Genomic DNA, 16,613 nt, shown 5'->3' with positions numbered 1-16,613 from the left:
ATCGGTTAACCCGATGGCCTGGCAGGCGGTTCTGGCCGAACCGCCTGCCAACGGGGAAAGGCTGGGGTAGACTAGTTCTAGTTCCGTGAGCGAACGAAGTGAGCGAGCGGGCCGACGACCGATGTGGAGTGACGCGTAGCGTCACGAAACGGAGGGAGGAGCGCTTTTCATCAACGTTTTGCCGAGTGCGGTCGCGTAGCGACCGCACGCAGCGCAAAAGGTTGGTGGTGTTATTTCCCCCAGAACGGGTCGCGCTTGCGGTGGTTGTCGAGGTACATGTTCAGCGCTTCGCGCTCGTCGGCGGGGATCTCCTCGGCGAGTTCCTGTTCTAAGATCTTGGCGTGTTTCTCGGGGAGTTCGATCCACAGCTCTTCGTCCTCGTGGAGCTGGCGGCCGACGGTGGGGCCGTCGATGGCGACGGAGACGCGGGTGCCGGCGCGGGCCTCGTCGACGTCCTCGCCTTGCTCCTGGATACCCTTGATCTGGCCGACGCGTTCGGTGTCGTTGCCCGTAAAGCGGACGACGGACTCGTTGTTCTGCAGGGTGCCGGCGTTGACCTCGACGCCGACGACGGCGGGGTCGCTCTGGCGGAAGACGTGATCGGGAAGGACGCGGAACCTGGCGGGGCGAGTGATGTTCTCGAGGACGGTGTCCTGCTGGGCGCGTTCGAGGTCCGCGACGAACTCCTCGTAGCCCTCGACGAGCTGGTAGATGACGTCGTCGGTGAAGATGCGGACGTCGTCGATCTCGGCGCGGCGCTCGGCGTCGTCGAGGACGTCGACGTTGAACCCGAGGATGACCTGCCGTTTCGGATCCTCGGCGGTGGAGGCCACCGAGACGTCCCGCGGGGCGACGTCGCCGACCTCCGCGCGGACGATCGGGATCTCGGCGTCGCCGAGGGCGTCGGCCATCGCCTCGAGGCTGCCGAGGGTGTCGGCCTTGACGACGACGCCCTGTTCTTCGGTGTCGACGGCGATCTCGGCGAGTTCGGCCCGGACCTCGTCGATGACGTCCTCGAGGTCGCGATCGCGGACGACGCGGACGGGCGCGCCGGCCATCGCCTCGGCGAGATCGGGCGCGGCGACCTTGATCCCGGCGGCTGCGTCGACCTGGTCGACCTGCTCGAAGCGGCTCTCCGTGCGGATCTCCGCGAGCGGGCGGGGCTGGAGGAGCGCGCGGACGTCGGTGACGATCGGGTCGGCGGTCCCGCCGACGACGAGTTGATCGTCGGTGCGGATGGTGCCGTCGTAGAGGACGATGTCGATCGTCGTCCCGAAGCCCTTCTCCTCTTTGACCTCGAGGACGGTCCCGACGCCTGGGCCGGCGACGTCGATCTCCATCTCCTCGCGCATGTAGCGCTGGGAGAGGCCCATCATGACGGTCAGGAGGTCGGGGACGCCCTCGCCGGTCATGGCGGAGACGGGGACGACGCCGACGTTGCGCTGGAAGTGCTGCACCCGCCAGTAGAGGTCGGCGGAGAAGCCGTGATCGGAGAGTTCGCCGATGATCTCGTAGAGCCGTTCGTCGAGATCGCCCCGGACGCGGTCGGACTGGTTCTCGTAGGTGGGTTTGATCGGGGCGTCGTCGGTCGGGTTCCAGCCGGGGACGGTGTCGATCTTGTTCGCGGCGACGATGAACGGCGTCTCCGAGCGCTGGAGGATGTCCAGCGCCTCGATCGTCTGGGGCTGGAAGCCGTCGTTGACGTCGACGACCAGGATCGCGATGTCGGCGAGGTTGCCCCCGCGCGAGCGCAGCGTGGTGAAGGAGTGGTGGCCCGGCGTGTCGATGAACAACAGGCCCGGCAGGTCGAAGTCGGCGGGGTCGACGAGGTCGCCCGCGATGCCCGAGATGACGTCGAGCGGGACGGCCGTCGCCCCGATGTGCTGGGTGATGGCGCCCGCCTCGCCCTCGATGACGGCGGAGCCGCGAATCTGATCGAGCAGGCTCGTCTTGCCGTGATCGACGTGGCCGAGCACGGCGACGATCGGCGTCCGGAGCGAGGCGGTTTCGGGGGCGTTAGTATCTGTATCCGACATGCGAACCACCAGAGAAGCTCTTGGTCGAAGGTCCGCGGGCCGACAGTTAAACCCATCGTCACCGGGTCGCCACACGAGTTCAGCGAATCGACACGGGATCCTCCGTCGTCGCGCGACCCGAGAGTGCGGGCGGCTCGGGTGAAGTCCCTCGTCACACGGGGCTCGGTGGGGGTAACGCTTCGTCACCGCCGCCCGACGGGTCGTAGGGTGCGGATCGCTTTCGGTGTGTCGCTTCGCCCGAGGTGACTGGCGTTACGCAGATGGGTCGGGGCCGACTCCGTTCGCATCTCCCTCCCACGATTCGTATTCGCGTAGCCGGGTCGCGACAGCACCCACCTTAGCCGGCTCGAGCACGCCGTCCTCGGTGACGATCCCCGTCACGGCCGCGGCCGGCGTCACGTCGAACGTGGGATTGACGACGTCGATCGGGGCGTCGCCGTCGTAGACCGCCTCGCGATCGCCCGACTCGAGGTTGACCGCCTCCCGCGTCGAGACCTTCTCGCTGGCGGCGACCGCGTAGACCGGGACGCCTTCGTTCGCCGCCGCGAGCGCCGCGGCCCGCGTCCCCGTCTTGTTGACCACGCGCCCGTCGGGGAGGATCGTATCGGCGCCCGCGAGGACGGCGTCGATCGACTCCGTCGCGAGGACGTGCGCGACCGCCGCGTCCGTACACAGGGTGACCGACGTTTCGTCGGCGAGTGCCTCGGCGACGGTGACGCCCTCGCCACCAGGTCGGGATTCGGCGACGAACAACCGGTCGGGCTCGCCGGCCCGCAGCGCCTCGCGGACGGTTCCCGACCGCGAGAGGGTGAGGACGCGACCCGTCGCGAACTCGCTCGCCCGCTCGGCCGCGGTCGCGTCGGCGTCGACGGCGCGCTCGATGCCCGCGATCGTCGATTCCAGCACCGCCTCGGCTCCCCAGTCGGCACCGTCCGACCCGCCCGGTGCGTCCGACCCGTCCGCCCCGTTCCCGGACGTCCCCGCCGCCTCCGCCATCGCCCGATTGACCCGGTTCCGGAGGACGGCCATGCTCGGCCGGGCTTCGAGCAACCGCTCGGCGAGGTCGGCGAGTTCCGCGCGCTCGTCGGCCAGGGTCGTATCGGGGACGTGGGACTCGGTGTCGGTCACGGATTCCGGGCCCGATTCACGCTCGCGGACGAGCAGGCCCGCCCGGTCGCGAAGGACCGCCAGCGCCCGGATCGACAACCAAGCTGCGCCGTGTTCGTCGTCCGCGGCGATCGATCGAACCGTCGGCGCGACGCGCTCGTAGGTCTCCCAGAGCTTCGGGACGGTCTCGCGATCGCCGACGGCGAGGTCGGTCGGCGGGATCCAGGCCGCCTCGGTGTGTTCCTCGCTCAGTTCGATCTCGCGGGTGTCGACGTCGAACAGGTAGGGGTGGACGACCCACTCGCGGTCGATGTCGGGATCCGATACCGGCAACTGACGGCCGGATCGGACGAACGAAACCGTCTCGTCCGGCATTCCGGTCTCCTCGCGGATCTCGACCCGGACCTGCGCGTCGGGGTCGGCCTCGGCGAAGCCGGAGACGCCGCCCCAGGCACCGGGGTAGGTGCCGACGGCGTCGCTACGCCGGCAGACCAGGATCTCGCCCCGGTTGCGGAGGAAGGCGGTGACGACGTGGTCCCGATTCGGCGAGTCCGAATCAGAATTACCACCGTTAGCACGGTTCTCGTCGGTCATCGGTTGAGGCGTCAGTCGCCGGGATGCTTGGAAATTGCGGAGGACGGTCGGATCCCTGGAATTCCGGATGGCGGACGAATCGTGGGGATCGACCCGGCGTTCACCGGTCGATTTCCTCGACGAACGCGTCTAGACGGGCTCGAAATTTCCGGTCCCGATTCCGGATCTCACCACGCATGGCGCTCGCTTCCTCGTCGGTGACGAGTCCGGCCAGTTCGAGGAGCGAACGCCCACCGGCGATTCGTTCGACCGTCTCCGAGAGCGACTCGCCCGGCCGTCTGCGGTCTTCGAGTCGCCGATACGCGTCTTCCGTGAGCGTGACGGTCCGATGCTCCGGCTCGCACATACACAGACGTGGGATCTGTGATTGCTTACCAGTTTTGCCGCCTGATTCGAACCAGCCTCGTCAGTTTGTCGTCTCTCCCGCGTCACCGAGGTGCTGTTCAGATACTACTTTGAGCGGTCTGGCTTGCGACACTACGGTAACAGCCCTGGCGCTCTCGACATCCGAGACTCAATCGCGTGGTTCGAGAGAGTTCCGCTTCTGTTCAACGTTAGCTTTTTATCCCACGTGACCTCTTGTGTCGGGGTCTCTCGCTACCCGAAGAGCTTGCGGGTTTCTCGAGTTCTCCAGCGATTTCGAGCGAATAAACGCCTGAACCGGATAGTTGCATTTGTAAGTTGGGTGTTCGGAAAAATAAAAGGGTAGCCCGAAGAATGGACAGCATGCAGCGTCGATCCCTGCTCACATCAGCATCGACTGCGGCCCTCCTTGGCGTATTCACCGCTGGGTGTATGGAACTACTCGGCCAATCGTCCGAGTCCGCCGGCAGTGGTTGCGCGCCGGAGTATCGAGAGATCGACCACGCTCTCCCGAGCACCATTCTATCGCAAGCGCCGAGCGGATTGTTACTACGCCTCTCCCCAAGCGACGTCACGCCACCCGAACCTGTCACGGCTACCCTCGAGAACACTGCCGACACATCAGTCGAGATTTACGACACCGACAGGCTCGCCGTCCAGTGGCGCAACTCGAGCGAGGAGTGGACGACCGTACTCGGAGTCTCCGAGGACTACAGTTGGAATGACGCAACGACGTCCCTCGAGGTCGGGAAAAACGCGCGAGTGGCAATTCAGACTCGAACGAGGTGGCTTCCCGGCCCCCTAAGAGCGCTGCACCGCATTCGTCCCCGGGACGTACCGGTTCGTCTATTGGGGGCAAGCAGCCGACCGGACACCGCTCGCCGTCGCGTTCGAGGTCGAAGAAACCTGACCGAGACAACCCGACACGGAGTCCGCTGTTTGAGGGGCTCTCCTCGCTTTCGTGGGGTAAATAGAGGTGAGTGACCGAATCGGCTGAGAGGCGATGCGGCAGTCGTGGTCTCTGCGTGCCGTCGTCAGATGGGCGACTGGCAGACGATGTCGAACCACCTCGTCACGGGGTACGGACCGCTGGTGGTTCGCGGCATGGACACCGAAACCGCCACCGCCGCACTCCTTCAACTCTACTCTGAACAGCACGTCGCCGGTGACGGTGGGCTTTTTACGCGCCTTCCCCTCGACTCAGGCATGAACGTAGACCCGGTCCCGGACTTGCCGGAGATCCGGTCGGGCGACGACCTCGCCGCGATGATCGCCGAGCGAACCGCCCTCGAATCCGGCGACGTCGTCACCGTCGCGAGCACGGTCGTCTCGAAGGCGCGGGGCCGGACGGCCGATCTCGAAGACTTCCCGGCCGGCCCGCGGGCCGTCGAACTCGCCGAGCGATTCGAGCGGATTACGGGCGAGGAGAAGGATCCGCGGTTCGCCCAGGCCGTTCTCGAGGAGGCCACGGAAGTCATCGTCGAGGCGCCGTTCCTGCTCACTGAGACGCGCTTCGGCCACACCTGCGTCAACGCGGGGATCGACCGCTCGAACGTGCCCGGACACGACCTGCTGTTGCTCCCGAAGCGGCCGAGCGAGCGCGCAGCCGCGATCCGGGCGGGACTGCTCGAACGCGCCGACGGGCTGGATCCGGCAGCGGCGGACCGGTCGAACGGTGTTGCACACGGCGACGACGACCCGCCGGACGGCGTCGACGAGGTCGGCGTCGTCGTCACGGACACCTGCGGGCGGCCGTTCCGCCTCGGCCAGCGCGGCGTCGCGCTGGGCTGGGCCGGGCTGCCGGCGAGTCGCGACTGGCGGGGCGAGACCGACCGCGACGGGCGCGAACTCGGCGTCACCGTCCAGTCGATCGTCGACGAACTCGCGGCGGCGGCCAACCTCGTCACCGGCGAGGGCGACGGCGGCACCCCGGCCGTCGTCATCCGCGGCTTCGAATTCGGCGAGCACACCGGTGGAAACGCCCTCTTCCGGTCGATCGAAAAGGATCAGGTCAGACGGGCGCTGCGGGAGTGGTCGTACGAATGACGGGCGAGGAACCGGGGGCGCCGGACGAGGAATCTGGACCGGGGTCCTCGAACGCGACGGATCGGTCGGGCGAATCGGACCGGACGACCGAGTCGACCACCACGGACGGGATCTCGTGGGGGATCGAACTCACGCCGGAGCACCCGGTCGAGCGGCTCGCGTCGCTGGCCGCCCGCGCCGAGTCGGCGGGCTTCGACGCCGCGTTCTGCAGTTCGCACTACTTCAATCGCAACCCGTGGATCGCCCTCGCCCGGATGGCCGACGCGACCGACGACATCGCGCTTGGCCCGGGCGTCGTCAACCCCTACGAGACCCACCCGGCCACGCTCGCCGCCGCCGTGGCGACGCTCGACGAGGCGAGCGACGGGCGGGCCGTCTGCGGCCTCGGCGCCGGCGATCGCTCGACGCTGGCCGCGCTCGGGATCGAGCGCGATCGGCCGCTACGCCGGGTCCTCGAGACGATGCGGGTGGCCCGCCGGCTCTGGGCCGGCGAGACGGTCACCCACGACGGGGCCGTGACCGTCGCGGACGCCTCGCTCAACCTCGAGCCCGCCGACGTCCCCGTCTTCGTCGGCGCGCAGGGACCGGGCATGCTCGGGATGAGCGCGGCCCACGGCGACGGCGTGCTGATCAACGCCGCCCACCCGCGCGATCTCGCCTGGGCGAGCGAGCAGCTCGAAGCGGGGCTCGCGAAGCGGGACGACGATCGCGATCCCCTCCGGACGCTCGCGTTCGCGAGCACGAGCGTCGCCGACACCGAGGCGGCGGCCCGCGAGGCGGCCCGGCCCCCGGTCGCGTTCATCGCCGGCGGCGCGGCCGAGCCCGTTCTCGACCGCCACGACGTCGACCGCGACGCCGCGCGGGCGGTGAGCGAGGCGCTCGAACGCGGCGACCTCGGCGACGCCTTCGAGCACGTCACGCCCGCGATGATCGACGCCTTCTGCGTGGCTGGGACGGTCGAGACGGTCGCCGAGCGCTACGCGCGGGCACTGGAGTACGTCGACGGCATCGTCGTCGGGTCGCCGCTCGGGCCCGACCTCGAGGGGGCGATCGACGCGGCCGCCGCGGCGCTCGAGACGGCGGCTGGTGCGGAAAACGGGGGCGACTGAGGGGCCGGCAGTGCGGTCAGTTCGGCGTCACGGCGTCGACGGCGGCGCCCAGCGACAGGTAGCCGAGGAACGCGACCGATCCGGCAATCAGCAGCGTCCCACACGCCAGGAGGAGCACGGCGGCGCCCTGGCCGCTGGCGATCTCCACGAACAGTTCGTTCGCCTGTCTGAGCTGTCCGACGAGGTCCGTCGGTGGCGGGACGTCTGTCATGGACGACGATTTCGCGCGGCGGTACTTGGCGATGCCGGTTGCAGCCACGGTCTGGCGGCGAGCGACCGCCGTCGGTCCGGTCGGTCGAGCGGACGAATTTATGTCGATCGGGCACGACCCCTCACGCGTGGAACGGTCGACGCTCTCGGACTTCGCCGGCGCGACGGAACCCCAGGCGGACCGAAACGGATCGGCGGTCGAATCGGACACCGCAGCCGCCGAATCGGATCCGGCAACTCCGGATCCGGAACCCGACGGGGACGAGAATTCAACCCGTACAACGGGTGCGGAAGGCGAGCCAGTATCCGCACCCGGCGATGCGGACTGCGCACCGTCGAGGAGCGCCGATCGGCCCGCGGTCACCTTCGCAGTGGGACAGGATCGCCCGTGCGCCCGCTGCGATCGCGAGAGCGACCGACAGTGGCGGACGGACGACGGGTTCGTCTGCCCCGACTGTATCGAGTGGTGACGGCCGCGGGGGTGCAGCCAGACGAGGGAGGGGACGCGGCGGACTCCGCTCGCGCATAGCCTGACCGGTCAATTCGCCGACAGAACATTTATGCGTTCGTCGCGTCCACGTGTAGGTGCAATGGCGAAAGGTACGGTTGCGTTCTTCAACGATACGGGCGGTTACGGATTCATCGAGAGTGACGACGCGGACGAGGACGTGTTCTTCCACATGGAGGACATCGGCGGTCCTGACCTCGAGGAGGGTCAGGAACTGGAGTTCGACATCGTCGAGGCCGAGAAGGGCCCGCGCGCGTCCAACGTCGAGCGCCTGTAGGCCGGATCCGGTGGAGGCATCGTTTTCCGGACACTCGCGCGTCGAGCGGCGGCTCCGGTCGGGGCCCGCCCTCGACGACGGTCGGCGGAACCGGACGGGACGTTCTCGCGGCTCAAACGGCCACTTTCGGTAACCCAAAGGTTATTTGGACGCGACGCGAGGGTGGTACCAACGAACCCGCTACCCTCTGCATATCGGGTATTCGAGTGTGATACACCTCCATGACGCGATCTGACACCACCGGATTGAACGAGACGCGAGACGCACCCGCAGAGGCCCTCACCGTCGACGAGGCGGCGTCGCTCGTCGAATCGGTCGAGCGAAACGTCCGATCGGTCATCGTGGGCAACGACGAGGCGATCCGGGCCATCGTCACGGCCGTCCTCGCACGCGGGCACGTCCTCGTCGAAGACGTCCCCGGCGTCGGCAAAACGATGCTGACGCGCGCGCTGGCGCGATCGATCGATTGCGAGTTCAGTCGGGTGCAGTTTACGCCCGACCTCCTGCCCGCGGACATCACGGGCGCGAACGTCTACGACCAGGGGAGCCAGGCGTTCGAGTTCAAGCCCGGCCCCGTCTTCGGCAACGTCGTCCTCGGCGACGAGATCAACCGCGCGCCGCCGAAGACCCAGAGCGCCCTGCTCGAGGCGATGGAGGAGGGCCAGGTGACCGTCGACGGCGAGACCCGGACGCTCCCGCGACCGTTTACGGTCATCGCGACGCAGAACGCCGTCGAGCCCAACCAGACGTACGAACTTCCCCTCGCTGAGGTCGATCGCTTCATGAAGAAGCTCTCGCTGGGCTATCCCTCCGTCGAGGCCGAGTCCGAGATGCTCGACCGGACCGCCGCCCACCACCCCATCGAGTCGCTCGATCCGGTCGTGGACCGAACGGCGATCCTCCGCGCCAGGGAGACGGTTGCGTCCGTGACGGTCGAGGAATCGATCCGCGAGTACGCCGCCCGCCTGGCGGCCTACACCCGCGACCGGGCCGAGATCGGCGTCAGTCCCCGCGGGTCGATCGCGCTCGTCCGGGCGGCCCAGGCCCACGCCGTCGCCGAAGGCCGGTCGTACGTCGTCCCGGCCGACGTCCAGACGGTCGCACCCGAGACGCTCGCCCACCGCGTCCGGGCGCCGACCGGCAGTCAGTCCGAGGACGGCGCATCGATCGTCGACGCGGCGCTGTCGGACGTCCCGGTCGAATGAGACCGACCCGACGCGGACTCGCGGTGCTCGTCACGATCGGCGCGGTCCTCGCGCTGTCCGCCCAGTGGGGTCCGCGATCGCTGAACGCGGTCGTCGCCCCGCTCGTCGTCGTCACCGTCGCCGGCGCCGGGAGCGTCGCGCTCGTAGATCGACCGACCGTCCGCCGTCGACCCGTCGGCGCGGGCTACGTCGGCGAGACGCGGCCGGTGACGGTCGACGTCGAGAGTGATCGGGGCGTCACGGCGACGCTGAGCGACGAGATCGGGGCGGGGCTCGACGCGTCGACGAACCGCTTCGAGCGCGTGCTGGACGGCGAAACGACGATCACGTACTCGGTTCGCCTGCTCGCGCGCGGCGAGCGGTCGGTCGGACCCCTGTCGATTTCCGTCACGGACCTCTTCGGGCTGTTCAGCCGGGAGTATACCGTCGACGGTCGGGGGTCCATTCTCGTCTACCCGCCCGTCTACGAGCTGACGCCGGCGGCCCGGCGACGCCTGAGCGAGTACGCCAACACCGCCCGCGAGTTCGACCGCGCCGTCTTCGACCGGTTGCGCGAGTACCAGCGCGGCGATACGCTCCGGGACGTCCACTGGAAGTCGGCGGCGAAGCGACCGGACGGCGAGCTCGTCGTCAAGGAGTTCGTCGCCGACGACGGGCTCGACCGCGTCACGCTCGTCGCCGCCGGGGCAGCCGGCGACGGGGACGACCTGGCGGCGGCGACCGCGACGCTGGTGGACCACCTGCTCGATCACGACGTCGGGGTCGTGCTGGTCCTGCCGGGGGTCGAACTGACGGTGACGCCGGATCGCCGCGACGAGGCGTTCCGGGCGCTCGCCCTGTTCGAGGCGGGATCGACCGATCCGGACCGGGTTGCCGCCGGCGACATCGTCGTCGAGGCGGGTCCGGACGGAATCGTCGTCGACTTCGACGGAGAGTCGGTCGCGTTCGAGCGGCTCTGTCAGTACGCGACGGAGGGCGGCGAGTCGCCGCCGGCAACCGATCGGGCGACCGATTCGCGCCGCGGCCGGGCACGGCCGTCGACGGGGGTGTCGCATGAGTAGCGCGCCCGGAACCTGGACCGGGCGGGCCAGGCGCGAACTCGCCCTCGACGCCACCGACGGATCGGTCGCGCTCAGGGTCGCGGCGCTTTGCTGCTCGCTCGCGTTCGCGGGGACGGTCGTCCGGGTCCTCATGGAGATCACGCGGTTCGTCGGCGGAACCCGGACGCTCTGGGCCGTCGCGGTCGGCTCCGTGCTGGTCGGGACCGTCGCCGCGCTCACGATCGGCGAGCGCCTGGCCGTCGGTCTCGGCGTCGGCGCCGCGGTCCTCGGCTTCGCCTATTACATGGAGGCCGCCGGCGTGCCGGCCGCGACGGCGATGGCGGCGCTGGAACTCGCGCTGTCTGACGCCCTCGGGCTCGCGACCGGCGTCGAACTGATCCGGATCGTCGAGGCGCGCACCTGGGCGCTCGCGTACGTTCCCGTGCCGACGTTTCTCACCTGGTACCTGGCGCTCAGGCGGCGCTACGCCCTGGCGACGGTCCCCGCGGGGCTCGCCCTCGGATTCCTGGTTCTCACCGGCGACGCGAGCACGTGGCTGACCCTGGTCGGCGTCCTGGCCGGGCTCGGAACGGTCGCCTTCGGGGAGCTCGAACGCCACGGCGGAACCGTCGGGCAGGCCGACCTGCTGGTGGTCCTGGTCGCCGTGATGATCGTGCTCTCGCTGTCCGTCTCGCTCGTCCCCGGCGACGCCGCGAACGCCGGCGGCGTCCCCGGCGCGGGCGCCGGGACCCTCGAAGGGAGCACCGCCACCACGCCCGAGCGCTCGACCATCACGGGCAGCGTCGACCTCTCGCCGGAGGTGCGCTTTACGATCGAGAGCGACCGGCCCGCCTACTGGCGCGGCGCGGTCTACGATCGCTACGCCGGCGACAGCTGGGTTCGAACCGGCGAGACGCGGCCGTACGACGGCCGGCTCGATCCGCCGCCGGGCGACTACGAGACGATTACCCAGCAGGTCACCGTCGAGACGCCCGTCCGGATGACGCCAGCGGCGGCGTCGCCCCTCGCAGTCGAGGGGTCGGTCAGCGAGTACCTGGAAGTGACCGACCACGGCCAGGTTCGCCCGTCGATCACGCTGTACGAGGACGATCAGTACACCGTCACGAGCGCGGTCATCGACCCGTCGCCCGACGCGATGCGAGCGGCCGGGACGGACTATCCCGATCACATCGAGACCCGGTATCTCCAACAGCCGGAGGACGTCTCGGGCGAGTTCGAGGCGCGAACGGCCGAGATCGTCGGCGACGCGGCGACGCCGTACGACGCGGCCCGGGCGATCGAACGACACCTCCGCGGGTCGAAGAACTACTCGCTCGACGTGGAGCGACCGGACGGCGACGTCGCGTCCGCCTACCTCCTCGAGATGGACGAGGGCTACTGCGTCTACGCGGCGACGACGATGGTCCAGATGCTGCGCAGCGAGGGGATCCCCGCCCGCTACGCGACGGGCTACACCGAGGGTCAGCAGGTCGGAGACGACACGTGGGTGGTCCGCGGTCTCGACGCCCACGCCTGGCCGGAGGTGTACTTCCCCGATCACGGCTGGGTCGCGTTCGAACCGACGCCGATGGACGACCGGGACGCCGCCCACGCCGACCGACTCGCGGACGCCCGGGAAGACGACGAGTCCAACGTCGACACCAACGAGAGCGAGGACGTCGCGGTGCCGGAACAGCCCGACCCACCCGAGGAGAACGAGACCGCCCCGGAGGCCGATCCGGGCGACGGTGACGACGCCCCGCCCGACGACGACTCGGACGAGGGGTTCTCGATCCCGCTCCCGACGCGCGAACAGCTCGCCGTAACCGGGATCGGGCTGCTCGGCGCCCTCGCGGGCATGCGCCACGTCGGCGCGTTCGCGCGGCTGGGTCGGCTCTATCGGCTCTACCGGCAGCGGCCCGGGGAGTCGCCGGCGGCCGACGCCGAGCGCGCCTACGAACGTCTCGAGTACTTCCTCGCAGCCACCCACCGACCGCGGGCGCCCGCCGAATCCTACCGGGCGTACCTCGAGGCGCTCTCGGAGTCGGCGGACCTCGACGAGCGCGTCCACCGGGTCGCCGAGATCCGCGAACGGGCGACGTTCGGTCCTGGCGTCGATCGTGCCGCGGCGGACGAGGCGATCCGGGCGGTCGACGAGCTGGTCGCCGAGCGCCGGCCGATCCGCGGCGTCGGCAAACGGTGATCGACGACGCGGGCGGGTAGCCGGGCCGACTCGAGCCGTCATCGACTTCTCCCCCGTTCGATCCGCGCCGTCCGTTCGAACCGTCGTCGACCGATACGGATCGAACCCGCCCGAGCGGACCGGGCACGCGATCGACGATTCGTCCACACCCCGTTCGCGATCGCGGGGATTCGTCCAGCGAGTCGGGCCCCGCACTCAAAAAGAATCGACCGACGGGCGGCGGGTCCCGATAGTGTTTAATATGCGCATTTCGTAGCCCCTAACGTAATGTCGGAAGTCTGCTCGACGTGCGGGTTGCCCGACGAGCTCTGCGTCTGCGAGGACGTCGCGAAGGGCCAGCAGCAACTCACAATCCGCATTGACGAGCGCAGGTACGGCAAAGAGGTAACGATCATCGAAGGGTTCGATCCGAAGGACGTCGACCTCGACAGTCTCTCTTCGGACCTCAAGTCGAAGTTCGCCTGTGGCGGGACCGTCGAGGACTCCCACATCGAACTCCAGGGCAACCACACCGGCCGCATCGAGGACTTCCTCCGCGATCGCGGCTTCAACGTCGCCTGAGCCCCGATGATCTGAGTACCTGCTTTCCTTCTCGCCGGCGATCCACCCCGTCACCAGCGACGGCTGGCCTCAGAACGGCGAGGCGGCATCCTCCGGCGACCCCTCGTCGGAGACGAGCTCGTATCGCTCGCGCCAGGCCTCGAGCCCGCCGGCCAGGCTCTCGACGCGGGCGTCCGTACAGCCCTCGTACGAGGCGACGAGGCGGGCCGCCTGGACGCTCGCCTTCCCGTGCGGACAGACCGTCACGATGTGGTCGGCGTCGGCCAGTCCCTCGACGCGCCGGGGGAGCTCCTGGAACGGGACGTTCTCGCTCCCGGGGATGTGACCGCTGGCGAAGCTGCCCGGGTCCCGGATGTCGACGATACGAACCGGGTCGTCGCGATCGAGGCGGTCGGCAAGTTCGTCGGGAGTCGTTTCTCCGTCCATCGATGCCGGAACGAGGTGGCCCAACGGGAAAAGGCCGACGAGTCCCCCGTACGGATCCCGGATCGGCCGGCCGGATCGGCCGCGCCCGTCCCGGCGCCGTCGCTATCGACGCCGCTTAGAGGAAGCCGTCGATCGTCGCGAGGCAGAGCGCGCTGATCGACGCGTCGTTGGCCGGCTGCTCGCGGGCGCGGTCGAGCGCCTCGTCGACGGGGACCGTGGTGACCTCGAGGAACTCGTTCGAGTCGAGTTCGCGCTCGCCTGGTTCGAGGCCGTCGGCGTAGACGATCGCGCGGTCGTGGCGCAGGACGCCCGTCGCGACGGCGTACTCCTGAATCACGGCCGCGCTCGACGGGCGGAAACCGGTCTCCTCCTCCAGCTCGCGGATCGCCGCCTCCGTGTAGGTCTCGCCGTCCTCGACGATCCCCGCGGGGAGTTCGAGGTGCGTCTCGCGCGTCGTCGGGCGATACTGCTCGACGAAGAGGACCTTCCCCTCGACGACGGCGACGATCACGACCGCGGCCGGCAGGTCGGCCCAGTAGTAGCGCTTCTCGCTGCCGTCTGGCTGTTCGACGAGATCGTAGCCGCCGTCGTACCAGCCGGTCTCGTACTCGGTTTGCGAGTCGAGTATCGGCCACTCGTGGGCGTCATCGTCGGCATCGGTCGGCTCGTCAGGGTTCGGCATTATCGAGTTCGAGGCGGGCTGACGGATAGAAGGTGGCGATTCGGGAAGCGATATCGCGCCTCGATCACGGCCAGTCGCTGGTCCAGTCGGCTTTCAGGTCGGCGGGCGTGAGCGATGGCGCACCCTCCCGCCTCGTTTCGTCGTCGATCACGCCCGCCATCGACTCGGCGAACTCGATCCGCGAACTGCACGGTCGAAGGACGACGCGATCGTCTTCGACGGTGATTCGAACGCGATCACCCGCCTCGAGATCTAGCTGGTCGCGTACGGATTCCGGAAGGGTGACTCGTCCGTTCTCGTCGATTCGCCGCTCCGCCTCGAATCGCATGGCACTCGGTACGACGGCGTCGGTGGAAAACGTTCCGTCGCTGTCGATCGTGGCGGTGTGCAACCGACCCGCTCAGTCCTCGGTCTCGAACAGCGGCCGATAGATGCGCCCGAATGCCTGTCGGCGCAGCGTGGCGACGGCAGCCTCGGGTTCGTCCTGGAAGGTGGCGGCGACGGCCTCGCCCGCGGGGCCGGCGTGCCAGGCGACGCGGTCGACGGCCTCGTGGCCGATCTCGTGGACCTCGCCGTCGTAGGCGTCGCGCCACTCGTCGTAGGCGTCGCGCGAGCCGACGGTAACGGCGAGCAGGCCGGCGAAGGTGGCGTCGCGGGCGGTCGCGACCACCTCGCTCGTCACCCGGTCGTCGTACTCATCGCGGTCGAAGTCCATCGCGCGCGCCACCTCGCGGACGGTCGTTCGGGCCGTCGGACCGACCCCCTCGTAGTACTCGCGGGCCTCCTCGACGGTCGACGGGTCGAAAAATCCCTCCGTCTCCATACCTCGCGGTAGAACGGCTCGCGGTTAGGGGGTTTCGGCTTCGGCCGCTCCGATCCGAGAGGAACCGATCAGCGCTCGTCGTCGTTTCCCTCGTCAGCTCCTGGTTCATCGTCGCCACCGTCGCGATCGTCCGCACTGCCCCGGGTCATCCGCTCGGTCAGGTCCCGGGCTTCTTCGAGCACGGCCTCGACGTCGTCGGACCGGGGCTGGTCCCGGTCGATATCAGCGCCGCCGGGTCCCGCGGGAGCGGTCCGTCCCGGCCCCCGTCCGTGCCGGGCGAGGTGGGCCTCGAACCCGACGCCCGGGCGCTCGCCGCCCGCCGACGCGAACTCGGGCGTCTCGATCTCGGGGGCGTGGGCGGTGACGCGGTCGGCGAGGTCGGCGGGCGCGTCGTCGACCCAGTCCGGGGCGTGTTCGTCGAGCCACTCGCGGTGGTCAGGGCGGTCGAGCGAGGCGGTGACGGCGAGGTGATTCGCGAGGTGAACCCCGTCGGCCTGTTCGGCGCCGCAGACCGGACACGCGTATCCCATGGCCGACGGTAGCGCCGCGAGGGTGAAAACGGCCACGCTCGGGACGGCGCGCCAGTTCAGCGGCCCAGCCGGGCCTCTCCGACGACCCCGCGCCCGGCCGATTCGGCGGGTTGGGCGGTCAAAAGGCGTCGAGCGGGTCGGACCCGCCGTCGATCTCGCGCAGCAGCACGAGGGCGTCCTCGCCGTTTCCGTAGTAGCCCTCGACGCGACGGAGCGGTTCGAAGCCGGCCGACCGGTAGAGTTCGCGGGCCGGATCGTTCGACTCGCGCACTTCGAGTTTGACGCTGTCGGCGCCGTGCTCACGGAGGACGGCGAAGACGCGCTCGAGCAGCGCGGTCGCGACGCCCTCGCCGCGCCGCTCGGGGTGGACGGCGATGTCCTTGAGGTGGCCGAGCAGGCCGCCGTGGGTCGGCGTCACGTCGGCGACGGCGTAGCCCGCGACCGCGTCGGCGGGATCGACGGCGACGAGGAAGCCCGGCTGACCGAGGAAGTGCTCGAACGCGCTCATCGGCCAGGGCTCCGGGAAGGACGCGGATTCGATGCGGACGACCGCGAGCAGGTCCGCTCGTTCCGCGGGGCGGATGGCCACGCCGTCCGGGTCCGGCCGGGTGATCGTCACGAATGCGCGTTCGTTCCACGGATACAAGAAAGCCGTTGCTCCCGCGGTCCGGGCGATCTGCTCGGCGGTCAGGACCCCGCGTCCTCCTCCGGTTCTCGGCCCTCCGGTTTCTGGTCCCCCTCGTCCAGTTCCGGGTCCGGCTGCGCGTCCTCGGTCCCGCCGTACTGTCCCTGCTCGGCTTTCCGGGGTTCCTCGTCCGGCGCGGAATCGTCGCCCGGCTCGGAGTCGTCGACCGGTGTGGAGTCGTCTCCCATGCGTGGCCACGAACGCCGGG

19 protein-coding genes are annotated in these 16,613 nt (G+C 69.4%); 8 read left to right on the top strand and 11 right to left on the bottom strand.

Features of this window, described 5'->3' with window-relative positions:
• Positions 1-230: 230 nt before the first annotated feature.
• The 3 genes from infB to MXA07_RS02615 form a co-directional block, all read right to left on the bottom strand.
• Positions 231-2,036 (bottom strand): translation initiation factor IF-2, encoded by a 1,806-nt coding sequence (gene infB, locus MXA07_RS02625; protein ID WP_247730504.1) that lies wholly within the window; start codon positions 2,034-2,036, stop codon positions 231-233.
• 252 nt (positions 2,037-2,288) lie between these two features.
• A complete protein-coding gene (locus tag MXA07_RS02620; protein WP_247730503.1) occupies positions 2,289-3,737 on the bottom strand; it encodes an eIF2B alpha/beta/delta subunit family protein in 1,449 nt (482 codons plus the stop codon).
• Positions 3,738-3,837: 100 nt separating this feature from the next.
• Positions 3,838-4,083 (bottom strand): antitoxin VapB family protein, encoded by a 246-nt coding sequence (locus tag MXA07_RS02615; protein WP_247730502.1) that lies wholly within the window; start codon positions 4,081-4,083, stop codon positions 3,838-3,840.
• A gap of 1,223 nt (positions 4,084-5,306) precedes the next feature.
• On the opposite strand from MXA07_RS02615, the gene MXA07_RS02610 reads away from it, so the two are divergent.
• Together MXA07_RS02610 and MXA07_RS02605 are read left to right on the top strand one after the other, a co-directional pair.
• The gene (locus MXA07_RS02610) at positions 5,307-6,146 is read left to right on the top strand and encodes a coenzyme F420-0:L-glutamate ligase (RefSeq protein WP_247730501.1); all 840 of its coding nucleotides are present in this window, start codon (positions 5,307-5,309) and stop codon (positions 6,144-6,146) included.
• Entirely contained in the window at positions 6,143-7,255 is a 1,113-nt protein-coding gene (locus tag MXA07_RS02605) for a 5,10-methylenetetrahydromethanopterin reductase (protein ID WP_247730500.1), read from the top strand. The genes MXA07_RS02610 and MXA07_RS02605 overlap by 4 nt, the downstream gene beginning before the upstream one ends.
• 16 nt (positions 7,256-7,271) lie before the next feature.
• Here MXA07_RS02605 and MXA07_RS02600 read toward each other — a convergent pair whose 3' ends face one another.
• Positions 7,272-7,466 carry a DUF8024 family protein gene (locus tag MXA07_RS02600; protein ID WP_247730499.1) on the bottom strand — a complete coding sequence of 65 codons (195 nt, stop codon included), beginning with the start codon at positions 7,464-7,466 and terminating at the stop codon, positions 7,272-7,274.
• Positions 7,467-7,593: 127 nt separating this feature from the next.
• On the opposite strand from MXA07_RS02600, the gene MXA07_RS02595 reads away from it, so the two are divergent.
• The 6 genes from MXA07_RS02595 (at position 7,594) to yciH (ending at position 13,259) form a co-directional block, all read left to right on the top strand.
• A complete protein-coding gene (locus tag MXA07_RS02595; RefSeq protein ID WP_247730498.1) occupies positions 7,594-7,935 on the top strand; it encodes a DUF7573 domain-containing protein in 342 nt (113 codons plus the stop codon).
• Positions 7,936-8,055: 120 nt separating this feature from the next.
• Positions 8,056-8,250, top strand: coding sequence for a cold-shock protein (locus MXA07_RS02590; RefSeq protein WP_247730497.1), 195 nt, complete (start codon positions 8,056-8,058; stop codon positions 8,248-8,250).
• Between the two features lie 221 nt (positions 8,251-8,471).
• Positions 8,472-9,455: an AAA family ATPase gene (locus MXA07_RS02585; RefSeq protein ID WP_247730496.1), complete on the top strand. Its 984-nt coding sequence runs from the start codon at positions 8,472-8,474 to the stop codon at positions 9,453-9,455.
• Positions 9,452-10,516: a DUF58 domain-containing protein gene (locus MXA07_RS02580; RefSeq protein ID WP_247730495.1), complete on the top strand. Its 1,065-nt coding sequence runs from the start codon at positions 9,452-9,454 to the stop codon at positions 10,514-10,516. The genes MXA07_RS02585 and MXA07_RS02580 overlap by 4 nt, the downstream gene beginning before the upstream one ends.
• Positions 10,509-12,698: a transglutaminase TgpA family protein gene (locus MXA07_RS02575; RefSeq protein ID WP_247730494.1), complete on the top strand. Its 2,190-nt coding sequence runs from the start codon at positions 10,509-10,511 to the stop codon at positions 12,696-12,698. Before MXA07_RS02580 ends, MXA07_RS02575 begins: the two co-directional genes overlap by 8 nt.
• A 267-nt stretch (positions 12,699-12,965) precedes the next feature.
• Positions 12,966-13,259, top strand: a complete 294-nt coding sequence (gene yciH, locus MXA07_RS02570; RefSeq protein ID WP_247730493.1) for a stress response translation initiation inhibitor YciH — start codon at positions 12,966-12,968, stop codon at positions 13,257-13,259.
• 69 nt (positions 13,260-13,328) lie between these two features.
• Here yciH and MXA07_RS02565 read toward each other — a convergent pair whose 3' ends face one another.
• The 7 genes from MXA07_RS02565 to MXA07_RS02535 form a co-directional block, all read right to left on the bottom strand.
• Positions 13,329-13,685, bottom strand: coding sequence for a rhodanese-like domain-containing protein (locus MXA07_RS02565; RefSeq protein ID WP_247730492.1), 357 nt, complete (start codon positions 13,683-13,685; stop codon positions 13,329-13,331).
• 115 nt (positions 13,686-13,800) lie between these two features.
• Positions 13,801-14,367: an NUDIX hydrolase gene (locus MXA07_RS02560; RefSeq protein WP_247730491.1), complete on the bottom strand. Its 567-nt coding sequence runs from the start codon at positions 14,365-14,367 to the stop codon at positions 13,801-13,803.
• Between the two features lie 64 nt (positions 14,368-14,431).
• Positions 14,432-14,695 carry an AbrB/MazE/SpoVT family DNA-binding domain-containing protein gene (locus tag MXA07_RS02555; RefSeq protein ID WP_247730490.1) on the bottom strand — a complete coding sequence of 88 codons (264 nt, stop codon included), beginning with the start codon at positions 14,693-14,695 and terminating at the stop codon, positions 14,432-14,434.
• A gap of 72 nt (positions 14,696-14,767) precedes the next feature.
• Positions 14,768-15,190: a DUF5809 family protein gene (locus MXA07_RS02550; protein WP_247730489.1), complete on the bottom strand. Its 423-nt coding sequence runs from the start codon at positions 15,188-15,190 to the stop codon at positions 14,768-14,770.
• 68 nt (positions 15,191-15,258) lie between these two features.
• Complete coding sequence (locus MXA07_RS02545; RefSeq protein WP_247730488.1) at positions 15,259-15,720, bottom strand: DUF5810 domain-containing protein; 462 nt, start codon at positions 15,718-15,720, stop codon at positions 15,259-15,261.
• 118 nt (positions 15,721-15,838) lie between these two features.
• On the bottom strand, positions 15,839-16,339 hold the full coding sequence (gene rimI, locus MXA07_RS02540) for a ribosomal protein S18-alanine N-acetyltransferase (RefSeq protein WP_247730487.1): 501 nt from the start codon (positions 16,337-16,339) through the stop codon (positions 15,839-15,841).
• A gap of 68 nt (positions 16,340-16,407) precedes the next feature.
• Positions 16,408-16,593, bottom strand: a complete 186-nt coding sequence (locus MXA07_RS02535; protein ID WP_247730486.1) for a hypothetical protein — start codon at positions 16,591-16,593, stop codon at positions 16,408-16,410.
• Positions 16,594-16,613: the final 20 nt, after the last annotated feature.

Origin of the sequence: Halovivax limisalsi (genome assembly GCF_023093535.1) — an archaeon.
Classification (GTDB): Archaea; Halobacteriota; Halobacteria; order Halobacteriales; family Natrialbaceae; genus Halovivax; species Halovivax limisalsi.
Note: the sequence above shows the minus strand (reverse complement) of the source record. Positions and strands in the feature narration are given on the sequence as shown.

What these genes read in the sequence shown, in the direction of transcription:
- MXA07_RS02560 (WP_247730491.1), bottom strand. Translation starts at nt 14,367, where the DNA reads ATGCCGAACCCTGACGAGCCGACCGATGCCGACGATGACGCCCACGAG.
- MXA07_RS02545 (WP_247730488.1), bottom strand. Translation starts at nt 15,720, where the DNA reads ATGGGATACGCGTGTCCGGTCTGCGGCGCCGAACAGGCCGACGGGGTT.
- MXA07_RS02600 (WP_247730499.1), bottom strand. Translation starts at nt 7,466, where the DNA reads ATGACAGACGTCCCGCCACCGACGGACCTCGTCGGACAGCTCAGACAG.
- MXA07_RS02565 (WP_247730492.1), bottom strand. Translation starts at nt 13,685, where the DNA reads ATGGACGGAGAAACGACTCCCGACGAACTTGCCGACCGCCTCGATCGC.
- MXA07_RS02580 (WP_247730495.1), top strand. Translation starts at nt 9,452, where the DNA reads ATGAGACCGACCCGACGCGGACTCGCGGTGCTCGTCACGATCGGCGCG.
- yciH (WP_247730493.1), top strand. Translation starts at nt 12,966, where the DNA reads ATGTCGGAAGTCTGCTCGACGTGCGGGTTGCCCGACGAGCTCTGCGTC.
- MXA07_RS02575 (WP_247730494.1), top strand. Translation starts at nt 10,509, where the DNA reads ATGAGTAGCGCGCCCGGAACCTGGACCGGGCGGGCCAGGCGCGAACTC.
- MXA07_RS02620 (WP_247730503.1), bottom strand. Translation starts at nt 3,737, where the DNA reads ATGACCGACGAGAACCGTGCTAACGGTGGTAATTCTGATTCGGACTCG.
- MXA07_RS02615 (WP_247730502.1), bottom strand. Translation starts at nt 4,083, where the DNA reads ATGTGCGAGCCGGAGCATCGGACCGTCACGCTCACGGAAGACGCGTAT.
- infB (WP_247730504.1), bottom strand. Translation starts at nt 2,036, where the DNA reads ATGTCGGATACAGATACTAACGCCCCCGAAACCGCCTCGCTCCGGACG.
- MXA07_RS02605 (WP_247730500.1), top strand. Translation starts at nt 6,143, where the DNA reads ATGACGGGCGAGGAACCGGGGGCGCCGGACGAGGAATCTGGACCGGGG.
- MXA07_RS02590 (WP_247730497.1), top strand. Translation starts at nt 8,056, where the DNA reads ATGGCGAAAGGTACGGTTGCGTTCTTCAACGATACGGGCGGTTACGGA.
- MXA07_RS02555 (WP_247730490.1), bottom strand. Translation starts at nt 14,695, where the DNA reads ATGCGATTCGAGGCGGAGCGGCGAATCGACGAGAACGGACGAGTCACC.
- MXA07_RS02535 (WP_247730486.1), bottom strand. Translation starts at nt 16,593, where the DNA reads ATGGGAGACGACTCCACACCGGTCGACGACTCCGAGCCGGGCGACGAT.
- MXA07_RS02550 (WP_247730489.1), bottom strand. Translation starts at nt 15,190, where the DNA reads ATGGAGACGGAGGGATTTTTCGACCCGTCGACCGTCGAGGAGGCCCGC.
- MXA07_RS02585 (WP_247730496.1), top strand. Translation starts at nt 8,472, where the DNA reads ATGACGCGATCTGACACCACCGGATTGAACGAGACGCGAGACGCACCC.
- MXA07_RS02610 (WP_247730501.1), top strand. Translation starts at nt 5,307, where the DNA reads ATGAACGTAGACCCGGTCCCGGACTTGCCGGAGATCCGGTCGGGCGAC.